The following is a 19,903-nucleotide window of genomic DNA, read 5'->3' as shown; positions in this document are numbered from 1 at the left end:
TAATCATCATGATCGTTGTTAATAAATTCCTGAACAGAAGAGGCCTGCAAATGCTACTGGGACTATTATTGGTACAGGCTTGCAATAAAGAATTGCCCCAGGCGGTACCATTGGAACCAACACCACCAACGGATGGCGAAACGATACTGCAGAAATTGAATGCTTCCGAATACTCTATTTTGAAAGCGGCAGTAGAAAAGGCCAGTACCTTCAATAGTACAACCGGGAAGCTTTCTGATATCCTCGGTAATCCAAAGGGAACAGTAACTTTTTTTGCACCGGATAACCCTGCGCTTTTGCGATCTTTCCAGGCATTAGGATTACCTGCAGACCCGTCTTCATTAAGTTTTTTCAGAGCAGGACAGCTGGATACGATGCTGAAATATCATATGGTAGGAGGCGAAGCGCTTACGTCCAGTAGAATTGCACCGTTAACACCGGCTTTTAATATGTACCTCCAAAGTGCTCTCGTTCTGGCGCCGCCTTCCGCCGACCTGCCCCCGGGTTACAGGATGCCCATTTTTATGGGTAAACAGGGAACAGCGGCATTTGTAAATAATATACCCGTAGTTACTCCAGATATCGCTACCGCAAATGGTATTATGCATAAAATGTATGCAGCACTATTACCACCAACGCAGGTGCTTTGGCAAACGATAGCAATGAATAGCGGAGGTAGTTATACTTATTTCAGGGCTGCGATTTTAAGGGCTGATATGGGTGTTGAGCCTGCCAGACAATTTCAAAGTATTCTGGCTATACCTAATGCTAATTTTACGGTTCTGGCTCCTACGAATGCGGCTTTCGAAGAAATACTTGTTAAATTAATCGCACAGGCGCTTATTGATCAAGGCACACAGCCAGCTATTGCATCACTATTTGCACAGGGGCTGGTTACTACCTATGGCGTTACAATAATTTCGAATCCTGCCTCAATCGAAACATACGGAGCGCTATTGGCAGCAGAAATTACGCCACAGTTATTACAGGGAGTGGTGGCCTATCATATTGTAGGAAAGCCTGGAAAGCCTAAAACTGCTACCACTGCCGAGACTCCTACAATCGGGTACCGAAATTTTACGTTTAACTTTCCTGTTGCAGGCGCCAGTCAGCCAACATTGGTCAATGCAGCGCTTGAAACGCATCCTGGTCTTATATTTAAAGGAGTTTTAGGTCCGGCGGGGGTTACTGAAGCTACTGTAAAAGGCGTAGGCAATGCCACTGCTTCCAAGGTTGTTCTGAGTCCGTTGCCAGGCGCTACAAACGATATTAATCATATCAATGGTGTCATTCAGCGCATCGACCAGGTATTGTTAGCTCAGCAATTATAGCAAGGTTCTATATAGGAGATGCCATCCGGAAATCCCGGATGGCATCTCTTTTTGCGTAACTGATTTAATTATTTCGGAAAAGCCGGATCAGCTTTTATAGCCAGGATCTGGGCCGTGTGTCTTTTGGTATGCGCCGTTAAAAACAACAGCAGCTGATACGCGTCTACAGTGCCAACCGGGGTTTGCGCGTAATGATGGCGTAGATCATCACTGGTATTTTGTATGTATTCGCTTAGACCTGAACTTTGCTTTTCAAATGTTTTTAAGGCCTTTTCCGTGTTGCCCAGTTTGCCGATTGGCTTCAGAGGCTCGGGAGCTTTAGCTTTGTGATCACGGCTTTCAATCATCGCTTTAATCTGCTCGTCCGTATTTTTTATTTCAGCGCTTTTTGATGCATCAGCTGGCTCTTTTAACGTAGCCATAGCCCAGTCGAAGATTGATTTTTCGGTAAGTGTAATATGTTCGATACAATTGGCAATGCTCCAGCTCGAATCGTTGGCTTTCCAGTTGCGTTGAGCTTCGCTAAGATCTTTAACGGCAGAAAGTAAAGAAGTTGCTGCCGATTTTCGGTATGAAAGCAAATCCTTTCGGTCTTTATCGGATATAGGGTCTGCAATGGTAAAACTGAAAAGCGTTACGAGTGCAGCGATGAAAAATAACTGTTTCATTTGTGATGGTTTAATGTTGGGAATAATACAAAACGCGTTGTTATACCTTGTAAAGATACATAACAACGCGGCGCAATTGACAGGATTACGATTGATTTACTGTAATTCCTTATTTCTTTTTAGGAGCAGCCTTTTTCTTAGCGGCTGTCTTCTTCTTGGCAGCAGCCCCGCCTGCCGGACGGGCAGGTTTTACCGGTTTATCAAAAGCTTTGGGGTCGTCTGCGAGAATCATTTTTTTAACGTCTTCTAACGGCACACCGGTAAGCTCTTCTGCAGTATACTTTTCTCCATCTTCCTTTCTACCCAGCTTGATCATTTTCTTACCAAAGCGGATAAAAGGTCCCCATCGGCCGTTCTCCAACGCAATTTTTTCTTCGGGCCATTGTTGTATAAAACGGTTGGCTTCCTTTTCTACCTTGGTTTCGATCAGCTCTTTAATGTCCTGTGCAGAAAGATGATCAAAATTGTAACGGCGGGGCACATTAATAAACATGTCGTTCCATTTAATAAATGGCCCAAAACGCCCTTTTCCTTTTGTTACCGGCTTTCCTTCAAATTCTGCAATAGGCGCATCTGCCTGTTGTTTTTCTTTGATGAGGCTAATAGCCCTGTCTAGGTTTACACTAAACGGATCTTCTCCTTTAGGAATAGAGATGAAATCTTCTCCGAGTTTAACATAAGGCCCAAACCTGCCAATATTTACCGAAACTTCTTTTCCTTCATATTCACCCAGTACAGCAGGTAACTTAAAGAGGTCTAACGCTTCATCCAGCGTAATGGTTTCAATGCTCTGTCCTTTCTGCAATGACGCGAAGCGGGGTGTTTCTTCTTCCTCTGCACTTCCTATCTGTACCATAGGGCCAAATCGTCCCATACGGGCAATAACAGGCTTGCCGCTTTGCGGATCAGCACCAAGTTCTCTTTCCCCTTTGATACGTTCTGCAGTTTCGATGGTTTTATCTACGTCCTCCTTGAAAGGACTATAGAAATCATCGATCATTTTGTTCCACTGTAGTTTTCCTTCTGCTACATCATCAAATTCATTCTCAATGCGGGCGGTAAACCCATAATCCATGATATCATCGAAGTATTGCTTTAAAAAGTCCGTCACCACCAACCCAAGGTCAGTGGGGAACAGCTTGGCCTTTTCTGCACCGGTATTCTCGGTCAGCGTTGCTTTTGCTATCTGCTCATTTTTTAGCGTGAGCAACTGGTAATTACGCGCTGTCCCTTCTTTATCTCTTTTTTCTACATATTCTCTTTTGATAATAGTAGAAATAGTCGGCGCATAGGTAGAAGGTCTTCCAATACCCAGCTCCTCCAGTTTTTTTACCAGCGAAGCTTCTGTATATCTCGGAGAAGGACGTGTGAATCTTTCTGTGGCCGTCATTTGTACCAATGGCAGGTTTTGTTTTACCTGCAAAGGCGGTAACATGCCTTCCGCAGATTCATCTTCATTGATGTCTTCCTCATCTCTGTCCTCCCTGTAAACTTTCAGGAACCCTTCAAATTTGATCACTTCGCCTGAAGCAGTCAATTGCTCCTTATTGGTAGAAATATCGATAGATGCGGTCGTTTTCTCCAGCTGGGCATCAGCCATCTGGCTGGCCATGGTTCTTTTCCATATGAGCTCGTACAGCCGTTTCCACTCGGGGTTTTCAACGGTTGTATTGTTCATATAGGTAGGGCGAATGGCTTCGTGCGCTTCCTGTGCACTCTGGTTCTTGTTTTTATAGCGACGAAACTGGTGATAATTTTCACCATACATTCCTTTCACCGTATTCGTGATATCGCCTAATGCCGTGTCACTTAAATTAACACTATCAGTACGCATGTAAGTGATATGTCCGTTCTCATATAACTGTTGGGCCACCAGCATCGTTTTACTAACACTGTAGCCAAGCTTCCGGCTGGCCTCCTGCTGAAGGGTAGATGTAGTAAAAGGTGCTGCAGGTGTGCGTTTGCCGGGTTTTACCTGTATATCGCTCACTGTATAACCGGCGCCAATACAGGACTGTAAAAACTGTTCGGCACTCTGATTATCAGCATACCGTTTCCCTTCAGCCTTGAAATTAATTTGTTTACCTGTGGCGTCTGTAGCCGTGAAAACAGCTTCCAGTTTAAAGCTGCTCTGCGTTTCAAAAGAGTTGATCTCTCTTTCCCTTTCGGCAATCAACCTAACCGCAACACTTTGTACACGTCCCGCACTTAAATTATTTTTTACGCTTATTTTACGCCACAATACCGGACTGAGTTCGAACCCCACGATGCGGTCCAGTACCCGGCGGGCCTGCTGCGCGTTTACCAGGTTCATATCCAGCTTACGCGGTGTTTCAACCGCAGCCCTGATGGCTGGTTTAGTGATCTCGTGAAAAACAATCCTTTTGGTGGTATCAGGATTAAGGCCCAATACTTCGCATAAGTGCCAGCTAATGGCTTCTCCTTCACGGTCCTCATCCGTTGCTAACCACACTTCTTCACTTTTACCTGCCAGCGATTTCAACTCCCTTACTACTTTTTCTTTACCATCGCTAACTACGTAACGGGGCTTAAATTGGTGTTCTATATCTATCCCCATACCTGCTTTCTCCAGATCGCGTATATGCCCAAAGCAACTTTTTACCTGAAAATCTTTACCCAGGAACTTTTCAATTGTTTTGGCCTTTGCAGGGCTCTCCACTATCAGTAAATTCTTAGCCATTTATTAAATTCTCTTAATTATAGTTTTTGGACACAGCCGATCCCATGTCGATCATTTTCCCCCTCAGCCTTGAACCGGCAAGTGCTGCATCCGGGTAAAATAAACGTATTTCAGCCGGATTTTTGGGAACAAGATTAGTACATTTTTTATAAATGCACACTTATTTATAAATATATGCAGGTTTTCGCCCTTTTTTTACAGAAAATTAATAAGGGCTACAACCACCTCTTTGTCCCGGTAAATGCGGCGATGACCAAGGTTAGAAGTGAAGAGGAAATGGAAGTTCGTTGGTTGGGTTTGCTGAATGTCAAAAGCGTCCTGAACAGGAGTAACAGCATCATCTTTATCGTGAATCCAAAGAACAGGTCCTTGAATGCTACCGGCGCACCTGGCGATTGAAAACCATTCAATGTTTTTACCACTAAGCCGCTGAATATTTGCATAAAAGTGTTCCTTTACCAATTTATCCTTAATATGCATTTCTTTAAAAAAGAATTCAATTAACTGCCTGGAGTTAGCAGCGGGGGCGATGAGTACGGTTTTAATATTGGAGTTTTCCGGCAGTTCCGCCAGGTTCATACTTACTGCCAGTCCGCCGAATGAATGACAAAGAAAGGCATCGAAAGGACCAAATTGCTGGTGTAATGAGGCAATAAAGTCTTTATACTCTATAGCATTAAGGCTTTTACCCTCACTTAATCCATGCGCAGGAGCGTCAAAAGCTACAATTTCATACCCCTTTTCAATCAACGGGTCTACAAAATGAAGGAAATTAGCTGCGGCAGATCGGAAACCATGTACAATAAGCAGTTTTTTATCTCCGCCTTTATTCCAGCGATAACCTACTGTATTAATAGTACCGGATTTGAAAGACAATCGTTCGGCATTTTCGAACTGGTTTCCTTTATAAGCCATCCGGAAATAAGGCGTACAAAAAATGCGAAAAGCCTCGTTACCTGCTCTTTTCTTAGAAACAGCAGCCAATAACTGTAATCTTGCGCGGAAGATCTTAATGATAATTCCTTGTACATTCATGCCGCTACGAAGTTAATAGTTAGAGTATCTCGCTGGTGAATTGACGATTTAAAATTGATACGGGTCAAATAAAAGCCTGTTGTTGTTCTTCCGGTCATGATTATTAGTATAAGAGTTGTTGTAAATCACAGGGTTTGCTTTTCTAATTGGTATCTTTATATAATGAATATCATAATTATCGGGTCGGGTAATGTAGCTGCCGTATTGGGAAGAAAATTCGTTGCAGCCGGCCATCATATTGTACAGATATTGAGCCGGAATGCCAGCGCTGCTTCAGAGTTAGCCTATGAGTGGAACACGGAATCGGCCAACTATTCGAGCCTTATTAATAAAGATGCAGATGTATATATTATTGCAGTGGCTGATGATGCGCTCGAAAATGTAGCCAATGACCTGAGACTGCCCGGAAAAGTAGTAGCGCATACGGCCGGCGCTGTAAAAATGGATGTGTTAAAAGAGATAACGGATAATTACGGTGTTTTCTATCCTTTACAAAGTTTACGTAAGGAGCAGGAGCAGATACCAGAGATACCTATATATATTGAAGCGGCAAATGAACAAACAAAAAATGTATTAAATAAACTGGCCCGGTCGGTATACAAAGAAGCCTCCTTTAGCGCCGATTTCGATAAGCGAACCAAGCTGCATATCGGTGCCGTACTGGTGAATAATTTTTCTAATCACATATTCTCTTTGGCTGAAGCTTATTGTAAAAAAGAAGGTATTGAATTTACAGAGCTGCTGCCATTAATTGACAATACATTTTACAGGCTTCATGATGCTGCCCCTTCAAACCTGCAAACAGGTCCGGCAGTGAGGGGGGATATGCAAACCATTAATAAACACCGGGCTTTGCTGGAGAAGCATCCGCAATTACTAAAACTATACGAGTTTTTAACCGAAAGCATTTTAGGCCGGCCACTGAACCAATTGGATTAATGTTTGGCATTAGTCATTGGCCTACATTTGCATGCTCGAAGGTTTTTTGTGGAAAAGAAAGAGCGTATTTAAAGAGACCTTTCTCGGAAAAATGAACAAAACAGGTATGCATGAATGTTTTAAGCAGTTTTAAAAAGGTGACTACTTTTATTTTTGATGTAGATGGTGTACTTACCGATGGAAGGGTATTGGTACTGGAAAGCGGGGAAATGGCGCGTACTATGAATGTAAAAGATGGTTATGCTTTACAGTTGGCAATAAAAAAAGGGTATAAAATTTTTATTGTGAGTGGTTCCTCCCGAAGTGCGGTTGAAAAAAGAATGAACTACCTCGGTATACAACATATTTTCTTTAGTGTAAAAGATAAGGGGACGTTTGTGGAAGAACTGGCAGTTGAACAAGGCTTAGATTTGGACCGCTGTTTGTTCATGGGAGATGATATGCCGGATTTGCCTGTATTTGATAAGGTCGGAGTAGGTTGCTGTCCTGCAGATGCAGTTGCTGATATTAAAGCAGTAGCCCGGTATATTTCTTTGAAAAAAGGAGGAGATGGCTGCGTGAGGGATGTTATTGAAAAGGTATTAAAAATAAACGGGCATTGGGACACTGTACCTTCAGTTGCTTCAACCTGATGATACAGTCATGAATTTCCGGATAATCAACAATTATTTATGGCGCTTATAAAGCCATTTTTAAAACTCATCAGGTGGCCTAACCTCGTGTTCATTATTTTGACACAAGTGGTCTTTGAGTTTTGTATTTACCGGCCCGTTTATGCGGGAACGATTCCGGAACACAATACTTTCCAGTTTGTTTTGCTGGTGGCAGCTTCTGTTTTTATAGCGGCGGCAGGGTATATTATCAACGACTATTTTGATATCAATATAGACCTGGTAAATAAGCCGGACAAAATGATTTTGGATAGAAAACTGAGTCGCCGCTGGGCATTGGCCTGGCATCTGGCTTTGAGCGCCGCAGGCATTATTTGTACAGCCGTCGCTGTAAATGTTTTTGCACGGTGGTACCTGGTGATCGCCAACCTGGTTTGTGTAATTTTATTATGGTTTTATTCTGCGAGATTTAAAAAAGACCTGTTGATAGGGAATATCATTGTTTCCTTGCTAACAGCCTGGACGATCATCATCATTTTTCTTTCGAAGTATTCCTTTCAGCATGCCTTTAGTCACAATGACCCCGGGCAGATAAGGTTATTCAGGTTTGCAATTCTATATGCGGGGTTCGCATTTATTATTTCACTTATAAGAGAGGCGGTGAAAGATATAGAGGATATGCCGGGCGATCAGAAGTTTGGCTGCAAGACTATGCCGATCGTTTGGGGTATTAACGCTACCAAGGTGTATGTTACGGTATGGCTGACCATCCTGATCATCATGTTACTGGTTATACAGTTCTATGTTTTACAATTCAGATGGTGGTGGGCAGTAGTGTATTGTTTTGCAGCTATTGTTTTGCCGCTATTATACATTTTTAAAAAGCTGCTTAGCGCGCAATCAACATCCGATTACCACCAACTAAGCCGCTATACCAAAATGGCGATGCTCACCGGTATTTTATCGATGTTGCTTTTTTATATTTATTTGTAGTTTTTTATGGCTAATTCAATTGTACTGGCATCCTCATCGCCCCGCAGAAAGCAATTGCTGGAGTGGGCTGAAATAGCTTTCGAAGTAATAGTAAAACCTGTGGATGAAACTTTTCCTGTTGGTGTAAAAAGTACCGAAGCCGCAATAAATATTGCATTGAAGAAGGCAAAAGCTGTACAGGAGGAAGTTGGTAAGGACAGAATAATTATTGCAGCAGATACGGTAGTGGTACTGAACGGGGAAGTTATAGGCAAGCCTGCTGACCAACAGGAAGCTGTTCATACCCTGACTCAATTACAGGGAAAGATGCACCAGGTGGTAACCGGAGTTGCTATTCTAAAAGGAGCAAAACAATTGCTTTTTGCAGATGTAACGGAAGTTACATTTAACCCGCTGACGCCCGAACAGATATTGTTCTACGTAGAGAAGTATCAACCCTATGATAAAGCAGGTGCCTACGCCATCCAGGAATGGATCGGTGTGGTAGGTATCCAGTCAATAAAAGGAGATTTTTATAATGTAATGGGGCTGCCTGTTAACAGGGTTGTTCAGGCATTGGCTAATATTTAGTATCTTTATAGGGAGATCAATCACCTATAAAAGATACCTATGAACGAAAACCTGCTGCAGTTTATATGGAGATTTCAATACTTCAATAAACTAAACCTGTTTACTGTACAGGGCGATCCTGTAGAGGTTATTCATCCCGGCACCCTCAATACCAATCAGGGGCCCGATTTCAGTAATGCCAAAGTTAAAATAGGACGTACCCTTTGGGCGGGAACTGTTGAGTTACATATCAAAACTTCCGACTGGTTAAAGCATGGGCATAGCCGGGATGATAATTATAAAAATGTTATCCTTCATGTAGTGTATGAAGACGATGTGACCGGCAATAACCTGCCGGTGCTGGAACTTTCGGGGTTGATACCGGGCATCCTTATAAGACGTTACAACAGCCTGATGATGTCTCAACGGTTTATTGCCTGTGAAGGACTTATACATAAAGTAGATAGGCTGATCATAAGCAGTTGGAAAGATAGGTTGGTAGCCGAAAGACTCCATCGTAAAGCAACACTGATAGACGATTATTTGTCCCGCAATAAACAGCACTGGGAGGAAAGCTTCTGGTGGCTGCTGGCCCGTAATTTCGGAACAAAAACCAATGCAGAGACTTTTGAAGCTATTGCAAAAAGTATTTCTGTAAAATTGCTGGCGCGGCATAAAACCAATCTGATACAATTAGAGGCTATATTGCTGGGACAGGCCGGGCTTTTAAACAGGGCAAAGTACCAGGATAAATATGTATTATTACTGGACAAGGAATATAATTTCTTAAAAATAAAATACAAACTTCGGCCGGTTGTCTTCCCAATACATTTTCTCAGGATGCGGCCCGGTAATTTTCCAACGATCCGTCTGGCTCAATTAGCCGCTTTGATACATAATTCGGCCCATCTTTTTTCCCGTATTGTAGAAGAGCCCGAACTTGCGGTGGTAAAAAAATGGTTTGAGGTTGCTCCTAATGATTTCTGGAACTATCATTACACTTTAATTGATGATCCTAAGTTCCTGAAAAAGGCAATAGGAGAGGACATGGTCAATAACCTTATCATTAATACGGTAGTGCCCATGTTGTTTGCTTACGGCAACAAACATCACAAGGGGGATACAAAAGAGAAAGCGCTGCAATGGCTGGAAGCGGTAGGGGCGGAGAAAAATTCAATAACAAGAGGTTTTCAACAATTAGGAGTTCTAAATAAGAATGCGTATGACTCACAGGCGTTAGTTGAATTGAAGGCACAGTATTGCAGCCTGAGAAAATGCCTCAATTGTGCCATTGGAAACGCTGTAATAAAGAATAAATAGCCGGGAACATCAAACCTCATGATAAAAAATTGCTTGCATATTATAAAGGCCTGATTCATATTTGTTTTGACGGTGATGCAACCATATTGGCACGTCGTTTGTCTAAGTATGCGAAAATCTGTAGTGACGGTGAACAGATGATTATTTTCTTTTAAGAAAACTTCAGACACATCGTTACACAATATTTGAAAACTAAAAAGTATACTGATGAAAACAGGAAAAGCAATTTTAATCGGAGCGGCCTTATTATTTACAACAGCAGCGGTACACGCACAAAGCATGAAGAATATGATCAAAATAGGCGCGTTGGCTGGTGCGTCAGTTCCATCCAATAATTCGGCGGCAGCCGCTGGCCTGGATGTAGCTTATCAAAACCTGGTAACACCTCATTTCGGTTTAGGTGTGGCTACAGGATATCAGCATCATTTCGGAAAGGAAAATGATGTTAACGGCGCCAAATTAGATAACAACAGTTTCGGCGTAGTACCAGTAGCAGCTTTAGTAAGATACTACCCTAAGGCTGAAGGTATTTATATCGGCACTGATTTAGGTTATGGTGTTATTACGGGTGATAAAAGAGTAGAGCCAAATTATTCAGTTGCCCGTCCTGACGGAGGCTTTTATTTAAAGCCCGAAGTAGGTTACCATAACCGCAACTGGAACATTTTTGCCCATTATTCAAAAGTATTTACAGGAGACAAGGGCACGATAAACGTAGGCAACGCGTCCCAAAAATACAATACCGGTATTATTGGCGTAGGATTAGCTTATAATATCGGCCTCGGCACCGGCAGATAAAAGAGTTTTACACTAACCAAACCCATATCTTATCCTTAGTCCGGCTGTTAACCGCAGCCGGATTTTTTTTGAGTTTGTAAGACGCTTACCCTCTTAAACTTTAAACCTTTAACTTTTTCAATTTTCATTACTACTTTTGCGCGATGCGAAAGTTAAGTATGGAGGAATTAGGCCGCAAATCAGTGGATGAGGTCAAAGCATCTGCCAAAATTCCGATTATCGTAGTCCTTGAGAATATACGCAGCGCCTATAATGTAGGAAGCGTATTCAGAACAAGTGATGCTTTTCTGGTGGAAGCCATTTATATAACCGGCTATTCTGCAAAACCACCACATAAAGAAATAAAAAAAACAGCCCTGGGTGCTGAAGATTCAGTAAGCTGGACCCATTTTGCCAGTGCTGCTGAAGCAATAGCCAATTTACGAGAAAAAAAATACAAGGTATATGCTATCGAACAGGTAGAAAAAAGTACGCATCTTCACGATTTAGCCTGGGAAACCCATGAACCGATAGCAATAGTTTTGGGTAACGAGGTTACAGGTGTAGACCAAACTACCATCGGCTTATGTGACGGCTGTATTGAGATTCCGCAGCTGGGTATGAAGCACTCACTGAACATAGCCACCGCAGCGGGTGTTGTATTATGGGAACTGGTAAGCAGAATATTAAAAAAAGAAACAGATGTCAACCGCTAAAAAGTATTTAAGCCTTATCAAATTTTCGCATACCATTTTTGCAATGCCCTTTGCTATTATTGGTTTTTTTCTTGGGGTGATGTGGCTACAGGGGCCGGGAGAACAGGCTTCAGTTGGTCTTTTTTTTAAGGAAAAATGGTATCTCTTTTTACTGGTTATATTGTGTATGATATTTGCCCGCAGTGCAGCCATGGCCTTTAATCGTTATCTCGACAGGAGCTTTGATGCGAGGAATCCACGCACGGCCGTAAGGGAAATTCCTGCCGGTATATTAAAGGCCGACAGGGTTTTATGGTTTACCATTATCAACTCGCTGCTATTTGTGGTCTGTACGTATTTTATCAATTCCATTTGTTTTTATCTTTCACCCATCGCCCTGGCAGTGGTGCTGGGTTATAGCTATACCAAACGGTTCACACCTCTTTGTCACCTGGTGTTGGGTTTGGGGTTGTCTTTAGCGCCAATAGGCGCTTACCTGGCGGTAACGGGGCGCTTCGATCTGTTGCCCATACTTTTTTCTTTTGCCGTTATCTTTTGGGTTAGTGGCTTCGATATCATTTATGCGTTGCAGGACGAGGAGTTTGACAAAAACAACGATCTGTATTCCATCCCTTCTGTGTTGGGTAAAAAGAAAGCTTTGCGTGTTTCAGAGTTGTTGCACGTGTTAAGCGCCACCTGCGTGATCATTGCCGGTTTTATCGGACAGTTTGGATGGTTATATTGGGGGGGGATTGCTGTTTTTGCCGGCATGCTTTTTTACCAGCATAGCATTGTAAAGCCTAACGACCTGCGCAGGGTAAACCTGGCATTTATGACCGCTAACGGAATTGCTTCAGTAGTTTTTGCGGTGTTTGTTGTTGTAGATTTGTTTGTACATCATTACCAGACTATAAATCCCTAAATAATGGCAAGATTGCTTTGTATAGATTACGGTCTGAAAAGAACCGGGATAGCCGTTACGGATCCGTTGAAGATCATTGCAACCGGGTTGACCACTATTGAATCGAAACAGTTGATATCTTTTTTGAAGGACTACTTTGTCAAAGAACCGGTAGAAAAAATTATTATTGGTATGCCCAAAAACTGGGACGATACGGATACCCATGCCACGCCGTTGGTTGAGAAAGCGATCAAAAACCTGAAAAAACATTTTCCTCAAATGCCGCTCGAAATGGTGGATGAGCGTTACACTTCCAAAATGGCTAAAGATGCAATGCTGGAGATGGGGTTGAAAAAAATGCAGAGGCGTAATAAAGCCCTGGTAGATGAAATCGCCGCCACCATTATGCTCCAGGAATATTTAAACAGGTGATCGTACGATGGCGCTGCTACCTGGCGACTTGGTTGTCTGGAACTCATTACTCATCACTCATTGCTACCTATTCACAATAATCAGTACCTTTGCCGCCATGATTCTCCCAATAGTAGCTTACGGCAATCCCGTTTTAAGAAAAGTAGCAGAAGAGATAGGGCCTGATTATCCCGGCTTAAAAGAATTAATTGCCAATATGTGGGAAACCATGTATGCCAGTAATGGCGTGGGTTTGGCTGCACCTCAGATCAATAAATCAATAAGATTGTTTGTGGTTGATTCTGTGCAGATCTTTGAAGCAATGGAAGATGAGGAAGAAAAGCAGGAATACCCGGGCGATGAGGGCGCAAAGAAAGTATTCATTAATGCCTACGTAAAAGAATTGAATGGGAAACCATGGGCCTATAACGAAGGTTGTTTAAGTATACCTAAGATAAGAGAAGATATTACCCGAGCGGAATCGGTTACTATTGAGTACGAAGACGAAAACTTTCAAACACATACAGATACCTATACGGGTATTACAGCCAGGGTGATTTTACACGAATACGACCATATTGAAGGTAAATTGTTTATCGACCATTTACCGGCGTTAAAAAGGCAGTTGCTCAAAAGAAAGCTCAATGATATTTCTTCGGGTAAAATAAAAGTAGACTATAAAATGTCTTTTAGCCGTTAATTATAGCAGCCCGTCATCGGCAAAACTGTAGTACCCGGCATCACTTACGATAACATGATCCAGCACTTTAATGTCAAGAAAGGCAGCTGCCTGTTTGATCTTTTCAGTCAGGTATTCATCAGCTTTACTGGGCTTCAGGCTTCCTGAAGGGTGGTTATGACTTAAAATAAGACCGACCGCATTTTTTTCGAGGGCGTGTTTTAAGATAACCCGGGGATCGGCAACCGTTCCGGTGATGCCTCCGGTGCTGATAATATCAAAGCTTAAAATTTTGCAGGACCGGTTAAGGTAAATGACGGCAAAAACTTCGTGCTGGTAGTCTTTGAGCCGTTCTTTCAGGAAATCTGCCATCTCTTTAGAAGTGGTGAACCGCTGCTTATGGGGCATGCGCCCCATCTGGCGTCTTCTGCCGAGCTCCATAGCTGCCATTATTGTAATGGCTTTCGCTGCCCCGATACCTTTCACAGATGTAAGCTGTTTTATACTGATGGTGCCTAACTCATTCAGGTCGTCATTACCTAACTTCAGGATATCTTTGGCCAGGGTTAAGGCAGATCTTTCACGGGTTCCATTATGAATCAGTATCGCCAGCAACTCCGAATTACTCAGGTTATTGGCGCCAATGGCTATTAGCTTTTCCCTTGGCTGATCATCCCTTGGCCATTCTTTAATGGTGTTCTTCAATTTCATAAATTATCCTAAAAATACGAATATTTTAGTTAGCGTACTTTTCAGGTAAAGAGTAAGCTGTATGTAGTGGCGATGGCTGGTTTTGAAAAAGCAGGTAACAGGTTTTCTCCTGAAATATAAGGACCCTGTATATCGGGCATTCAAAAAAAAATGTGATTCAACCTCATAAGTTGAATAAAAAAAATATCTTCGCCGCTCATCCACGAATACAATGCATAAAGCTCAATCGATTCCCCATGCTGCTAAAATATTTTCGGGAACAGCATCCGAAGCACTGGCAGTAGAAATAGCAAAACATTTTGGCTGCGACCCCGGAAAGCTTAGCATTCAACGCTTTGCCGACGGTGAGATTTCCCCCAATTACCTGGAAAGTGTAAGAGGAGACTATATTTTTCTGGTACAAAGCACTTATTCTCCGGCTGATAACCTGATGGAATTACTGCTGATGATTGATGCTGCCAAAAGGGCTTCGGCTTATAAAGTAATAGCTGTTTTGCCTTACTATGGTTATGCCCGGCAGGATCGGAAAGATCGCCCAAGGGTAGCAATTGGTAGTAAACTGGTAGCAAATATGCTTACCGCAGCAGGAGCCGATCGTATTGTAACTATGGATTTGCACGCTCCGCAGATACAGGGCTATTTTGATATTCCGGTGGATCACCTGGACAGCCATGCGGTGTTCATTCCCTATATTGAAAAGTTACAATTAAAAAACCTTACCTTTGCGGCCCCTGACGTGGGAGCAACCAATAGGATCAGGGAAATTGCAAGTTATTTTAACGCTGATATGGTGATTTGTGACAAGCACCGGAAGCGTGCCAACGAGATAGCAAGCATGCGGTTGATTGGTGATGTTGAAGGAAAAGATGTGGTGATCATTGATGATATCTGCGATACGGGAGGTACATTGGCCAAATGTGCATCACTTATTAAAGAAAAGGGAGCTAACAGTGTAAGAGCCATGATAACGCATCCTTTGTTGAGCGGTAAGGCTTACGAGAATATAGAGAGCAGTGTGTTAGAGGAATTGGTAGTTTGTAATACCATCCCGTTGAAAAAGGAAAGCCCTAAAATAAAAGTAATTTCGGTAGCAGAATTATTCGCTGTAGCTATTAAGCATGCTTTCGAAAACAAGAGTATCACAAGCTTATTTGTGCACTCCAACCTTAGAACGAGTTAGTAAATATTAAAACAAAATAAAAACAAATGAAAACAATTACAATCGAAGGACAACTGAGGACCGAATTCGGCAAGTCAGCCACCCGCCAGGTTCGCTCTCAGGGAAATGTGCCTGCTGTAATTTACGGGGGTGCTAAAGAAGTAAACTTCAGTGCGTCTGCTGCAGCGTTTAAGCCTTTAGTGTATACACCTAACTTCCAGATAGCAGAAGTTAAAGTGGATGGAGCAACTTACAGATGTATTTTGAAAGATCTTCAGTTTGACAAAGTAACAGATGCGTTAATTCACGTAGATTTATTAGAACTGGTAGAAGATAAGAAGGTTATAGCTACTGTACCTCTTAAATACACAGGTACCTCTAAAGGTGTAAGAGCCGGTGGTAGATTTGTTTCTAAAATTAAATCGGTTAAAGTGAAAGCTTTACCAAAGCATTTAACTGAAACAATTGAAGTTCCTATTGATAATCTTGAGATCAACGAAAATATAAGAGTAGAGGACATCGTAGCTCCGGATATGGAAATACTGAACTCTCCTCGTATTCCTGTTGCTTCTGTTGTAATGACAAGACAATTAAAACAGGAAGAAGCAGCAGCTGGTAAGAAATAATTATAGCAAAAGCTGTGAAACAGGCTGTCTCGTCAGAGGCGGCCTGTTTTTTTTGCCCGGCTTTTGCATTTTGTTAAAGGATCATGAACCGGTTAAGTCAGATAATTTGAATATCTTTTCTGTTATTTCAATAAATCAGCGTGATATGAGAATAGAGTATGAACTTAAATTAGGTTTTAAAGATGTAATGATACGCCCTAAAAGATCTACGTTAAAAACAAGGGCCGATGTAGAACTGAAACGTGGTTTTACGTTTTTACATTCAGGGAAAGCCTGGAACGGAGTACCGGTTATCGCAGCCAACATGGATACTGTGGGAACTTTCGATATGGCCCGGGCACTGTCTGCCGAAAAAATGATTACTGCTATTCATAAGCATTATTCTACAGAAGAGTGGGGTGCTTTTTTAGATGGCAGTGGTAAAGAGCTCTGCCAGTATATCGCCGTAAGCTCCGGCACTGGTAAGTCTGATGCGGACAAGCTGCAAATATTAATGGGCCGGTATCCGCAACTTAGCTTTATCTGTATCGATGTAGCCAACGGCTACTCAGAACATTTTGTACAATTTGTAAAACAAACGCGCAGCCTGTATCCTGATAAAACGATCATCGCCGGTAATGTGGTAACAGGAGAGATGGTTGAAGAGTTGCTGTTAGCCGGTGCCGATATCGTTAAAGTGGGTATAGGTCCTGGTTCGGTATGTACCACCAGGGTTAAAACGGGGGTGGGGTATCCCCAGTTGTCGGCTATTATAGAATGTGCAGATGCGGCGCATGGCCTCGGTGGACAGATCATTTCTGACGGTGGTTGCAAAGTGCCGGGCGATGTAGCCAAAGCCTTTGGTGCAGGAGCTGATTTTGTGATGCTGGGCGGTATGCTGGCCGGACATGACGAAAGCGGGGGAGAAATGATTGAGGAGAACAATGAAAAGTATAAGTTATTTTATGGGATGAGCTCAAAAACTGCAATGGACAAGCACGCTGGCGGAGTAGCCAACTACAGGGCATCGGAAGGTAAAACAGTGAAGATCCCGTACCGGGGGGCGGTGGCTGATACGCTAAAAGACCTGCTGGGTGGCATTCGTTCTACCTGTACCTATGTAGGGGCGGGCCGTCTAAAAGAATTAACTAAACGAACCACTTTTATAAGAGTGGCAGAGCAGCATAACGAGGTGTTTGGAGGGTGACGGTGAATAGTAAATGGTTAATGATCTGAGAATATTTTTTTAAATAAATTTGGTAAAAAGTTTTGTGTTGTGATAAAGAGTTCTATATTTGCACCCCGTTAGTGAGTAATGCAGTTCTTAAAGTGTTTGTAGGAGTTTGGTAATGAGTAGGTTGGGGAGATTTATTAAAAATAAATTTGGTGAATTAAAATAAAGCTTTTACATTTGCATCCCGTTTGGGAGTTGGTTAACGGAAGCAGTTCTTAGAAAAACCCTTAGGGTACTGAATAACAAATTAATAATGAATGTCTTAAGTTTTAAGCATTCCGCTTATTTCCCACCTTGCAGTTGAGTCTGCGTCTTGAAAAAAAAGATTGAAAAAAGTTGGTTAAGTTTCGAAAAGATTTCCTTATCTTTGCCGTCCGAAAATACTGAATCGGTTAGTTCTTAGAGAGGTTTTGAGTGATGTTTTTTGAGTGTAGTTCTTCAAAAATAAATTCAAAAAAGTTTCGAAAAAATTTGGCAGATTGAAATAAAGATACTAGCTTTGCAATCCCAATTAAAAACAACGGTTACGGAAGTTGTTTAGCTCTTCAGAAAGTTTATAGTAATTTGAGTGATTGGCCCGCGGATGATGAGAGATCGGGATGGTATTTTACGCTCATTAAGTTTAGAAATTAGTTCTTTAGATATTTGATAATGACATTAGGTCTGGTGGTTCATAACCATAATTATCGCTTCAATCATTGGCATATTGGCATATTAGCTGGTTAGCAAATTGATTAAAGTTCTTTGAAAGTTTGGAAACAATAGCACAATCAATTTACTCTATTAAATAGAGTGACACGAAAGGTAAGTCAAAAAGCAAATAACATTCGATTTTTGACACGTTAATTTTTCTTCTTGAGAATTTTTAATAGTCAGCAATCAAACTCATTTACAACGGAGAGTTTGATCCTGGCTCAGGATGAACGCTAGCGGCAGGCTTAATACATGCAAGTCGAGGGGCAGCGGGGACTTCGGTCCGCCGGCGACCGGCAAACGGGTGCGGAACACGTACACAACCTTCCTTTTAGTGGGGGATAGCCCAGAGAAATTTGGATTAATACCCCGTAACATGTTGGTGAGGCATCTCACTGATATTATAGTGGCAACACGCTAGAAGACGGGTGTGCGTATGATTAGGTAGTTGGCGGGGTAATGGCCCACCAAGCCTTCGATCATTAACTGGTGTGAGAGCACGACCAGTCACACGGGCACTGAGACACGGGCCCGACTCCTACGGGAGGCAGCAGTAAGGAATATTGGTCAATGGAGGAAACTCTGAACCAGCCATGCCGCGTGGAGGATGAAGGTCCTCTGGATTGTAAACTTCTTTTATATGGGACGAAAAAGGGACTTTCTAGTTCAACTGACGGTACCATATGAATAAGCACCGGCTAACTCCGTGCCAGCAGCCGCGGTAATACGGAGGGTGCAAGCGTTATCCGGATTCACTGGGTTTAAAGGGAGCGTAGGTGGGTTGGTAAGTCAGAGGTGAAATCTCCGAGCTTAACTCGGAAACTGCCTTTGATACTATCAGTCTTGAATATTGTGGAGGTTAGCGGAATATGTCATGTAGCGGTGAAATGCTTAGATATGACATAGAACACCAATTGCGAAGGCAGCTGGCTACACATATATTGACACTGAGGCTCGAAAGCGTGGGGATCAAACAGGATTAGATACCCTGGTAGTCCACGCCCTAAACTATGGATACTCGACATACGCGATAAACAGTGTGTGTCTGAGCGAAAGCATTAAGTATCCCACCTGGGAAGTACGACCGCAAGGTTGAAACTCAAAGGAATTGGCGGGGGTCCGCACAAGCGGTGGAGCATGTGGTTTAATTCGATGATACGCGAGGAACCTTACCTGGGCTAGAATGCGAGTGCCGTACCGTGAAAGCGGTATTTCTAGCAATAGACACAAAGCAAGGTGCTGCATGGCTGTCGTCAGCTCGTGCCGTGAGGTGTTGGGTTAAGTCCCGCAACGAGCGCAACCCCCATCACTAGTTGCCATCAGGTAACGCTGGGAACTCTAGTGAAACTGCCGTCGTAAGACGCGAGGAAGGAGGGGATGATGTCAAGTCATCATGGCCTTTATGCCCAGGGCTACACACGTGCTACAATGGGTAGGACAAAGAGTTGCAACACGGTGACGTGAAGCTAATCTCAAAAACCTACTCTCAGTTCAGATCGTAGTCTGCAACTCGACTACGTGAAGCTGGAATCGCTAGTAATCGTATATCAGCAATGATACGGTGAATACGTTCCCGGACCTTGCACACACCGCCCGTCAAGCCATGAAAGCCGGGTGTACCTAAAGTCGGTAACCGTAAGGAGCTGCCTAGGGTAAAACTGGTAATTGGGGCTAAGTCGTAACAAGGTAGCCGTATCGGAAGGTGCGGCTGGAATACCTCCTTTTTAGAGCAAGCACTTACCGTGCTGTTGTTTCCTCTTCTTTCAAATATATCCCCCACCCCTAAAGGGGAGTATATTAAAGTAATTAAAAGTCCCTTTAGGGATTTAGGGTAAGTTCTTTACATAAGACCTGATGGCCAAATTTGAGTACGGCAATCTAAAGCCAGCTG

18 protein-coding genes and 1 rRNA gene are annotated in these 19,903 nt (G+C 42.7%); 15 read left to right on the top strand and 4 right to left on the bottom strand.

The window, feature by feature from the left end:
- Window positions 1–8 precede the first annotated feature (8 nt).
- The gene (locus tag U0035_RS04150; RefSeq protein WP_114793309.1) at window positions 9–1,331 is read left to right on the top strand and encodes a fasciclin domain-containing protein; all 1,323 of its coding nucleotides are present in this window, start codon (window positions 9–11) and stop codon (window positions 1,329–1,331) included.
- A 68-nt stretch (window positions 1,332–1,399) separates the two neighbouring features.
- Here the strand turns inward: U0035_RS04150 and U0035_RS04145 are convergent, their stop codons facing one another.
- The 3 genes from U0035_RS04145 to U0035_RS04135 all read right to left on the bottom strand — a co-directional run bounded on the left by U0035_RS04145 (window position 1,400) and on the right by U0035_RS04135 (window position 5,735).
- A complete protein-coding gene (locus U0035_RS04145; protein WP_114793310.1) occupies window positions 1,400–1,999 on the bottom strand; it encodes a DinB family protein in 600 nt (199 codons plus the stop codon).
- Window positions 2,000–2,108: 109 nt separating this feature from the next.
- A complete protein-coding gene (gene topA, locus U0035_RS04140; RefSeq protein ID WP_114793311.1) occupies window positions 2,109–4,700 on the bottom strand; it encodes a type I DNA topoisomerase in 2,592 nt (863 codons plus the stop codon).
- A 195-nt stretch (window positions 4,701–4,895) separates the two neighbouring features.
- Window positions 4,896–5,735 carry an alpha/beta hydrolase gene (locus U0035_RS04135; protein ID WP_114793312.1) on the bottom strand — a complete coding sequence of 280 codons (840 nt, stop codon included), beginning with the start codon at window positions 5,733–5,735 and terminating at the stop codon, window positions 4,896–4,898.
- Window positions 5,736–5,897: 162 nt separating this feature from the next.
- On the opposite strand from U0035_RS04135, the gene U0035_RS04130 reads away from it, so the two are divergent.
- The 10 genes from U0035_RS04130 to def all read left to right on the top strand — a co-directional run bounded on the left by U0035_RS04130 (window position 5,898) and on the right by def (window position 13,631).
- Window positions 5,898–6,674, top strand: a complete 777-nt coding sequence (locus U0035_RS04130) for a Rossmann-like and DUF2520 domain-containing protein (RefSeq protein ID WP_114793313.1) — start codon at window positions 5,898–5,900, stop codon at window positions 6,672–6,674.
- Window positions 6,675–6,784: 110 nt separating this feature from the next.
- Complete coding sequence (locus tag U0035_RS04125) at window positions 6,785–7,306, top strand: KdsC family phosphatase (RefSeq protein WP_114793314.1); 522 nt, start codon at window positions 6,785–6,787, stop codon at window positions 7,304–7,306.
- A gap of 39 nt (window positions 7,307–7,345) precedes the next feature.
- Window positions 7,346–8,278, top strand: coding sequence for a geranylgeranylglycerol-phosphate geranylgeranyltransferase (locus U0035_RS04120; protein ID WP_114793315.1), 933 nt, complete (start codon window positions 7,346–7,348; stop codon window positions 8,276–8,278).
- Between the two features lie 6 nt (window positions 8,279–8,284).
- Window positions 8,285–8,848 carry a Maf family nucleotide pyrophosphatase gene (locus tag U0035_RS04115; RefSeq protein WP_114793316.1) on the top strand — a complete coding sequence of 188 codons (564 nt, stop codon included), beginning with the start codon at window positions 8,285–8,287 and terminating at the stop codon, window positions 8,846–8,848.
- A 39-nt stretch (window positions 8,849–8,887) separates the two neighbouring features.
- The gene (locus U0035_RS04110; protein WP_114793317.1) at window positions 8,888–10,147 is read left to right on the top strand and encodes a DUF2851 family protein; all 1,260 of its coding nucleotides are present in this window, start codon (window positions 8,888–8,890) and stop codon (window positions 10,145–10,147) included.
- Between the two features lie 207 nt (window positions 10,148–10,354).
- The gene (locus tag U0035_RS04105) at window positions 10,355–10,945 is read left to right on the top strand and encodes a hypothetical protein (protein ID WP_114793318.1); all 591 of its coding nucleotides are present in this window, start codon (window positions 10,355–10,357) and stop codon (window positions 10,943–10,945) included.
- A 143-nt stretch (window positions 10,946–11,088) separates the two neighbouring features.
- Window positions 11,089–11,640: an RNA methyltransferase gene (locus tag U0035_RS04100; RefSeq protein WP_170138323.1), complete on the top strand. Its 552-nt coding sequence runs from the start codon at window positions 11,089–11,091 to the stop codon at window positions 11,638–11,640.
- Entirely contained in the window at window positions 11,627–12,541 is a 915-nt protein-coding gene (locus U0035_RS04095; protein ID WP_114793319.1) for a UbiA-like polyprenyltransferase, read from the top strand. The genes U0035_RS04100 and U0035_RS04095 overlap by 14 nt, the downstream gene beginning before the upstream one ends.
- Before the next feature lie 3 nt (window positions 12,542–12,544).
- Window positions 12,545–12,952: a Holliday junction resolvase RuvX gene (ruvX, locus tag U0035_RS04090; protein WP_114793320.1), complete on the top strand. Its 408-nt coding sequence runs from the start codon at window positions 12,545–12,547 to the stop codon at window positions 12,950–12,952.
- Between the two features lie 97 nt (window positions 12,953–13,049).
- Window positions 13,050–13,631 (top strand): peptide deformylase, encoded by a 582-nt coding sequence (gene def / locus U0035_RS04085; RefSeq protein WP_211316567.1) that lies wholly within the window; start codon window positions 13,050–13,052, stop codon window positions 13,629–13,631.
- On the opposite strand, the gene radC is transcribed toward def, so the two are convergent.
- A complete protein-coding gene (radC, locus tag U0035_RS04080; RefSeq protein WP_114793322.1) occupies window positions 13,632–14,321 on the bottom strand; it encodes a RadC family protein in 690 nt (229 codons plus the stop codon).
- 211 nt (window positions 14,322–14,532) lie between these two features.
- Between radC and U0035_RS04075 the strand changes: the two genes are divergently transcribed.
- From U0035_RS04075 to U0035_RS04060, 4 genes are all read left to right on the top strand, one after another.
- The gene (locus U0035_RS04075) at window positions 14,533–15,501 is read left to right on the top strand and encodes a ribose-phosphate diphosphokinase (protein ID WP_114793323.1); all 969 of its coding nucleotides are present in this window, start codon (window positions 14,533–14,535) and stop codon (window positions 15,499–15,501) included.
- A 26-nt stretch (window positions 15,502–15,527) separates the two neighbouring features.
- Window positions 15,528–16,106 carry a 50S ribosomal protein L25 gene (locus tag U0035_RS04070; protein ID WP_114793324.1) on the top strand — a complete coding sequence of 193 codons (579 nt, stop codon included), beginning with the start codon at window positions 15,528–15,530 and terminating at the stop codon, window positions 16,104–16,106.
- Window positions 16,107–16,251: 145 nt separating this feature from the next.
- Window positions 16,252–17,292, top strand: a complete 1,041-nt coding sequence (locus tag U0035_RS04065) for a GMP reductase (protein ID WP_114793325.1) — start codon at window positions 16,252–16,254, stop codon at window positions 17,290–17,292.
- 918 nt (window positions 17,293–18,210) lie between these two features.
- Window positions 18,211–19,736 (top strand): 16S ribosomal RNA (locus U0035_RS04060).
- The last annotated feature ends 167 nt before the right edge of the window (window positions 19,737–19,903 follow it).

It is taken from the genome of Niabella yanshanensis (assembly GCF_034424215.1).
Taxonomy (GTDB): Bacteria; Bacteroidota; Bacteroidia; order Chitinophagales; family Chitinophagaceae; genus Niabella; species Niabella yanshanensis.
The sequence above is the reverse complement of the archived record's forward strand: the minus strand, read 5'-3'. Positions and strand labels throughout refer to the sequence as shown.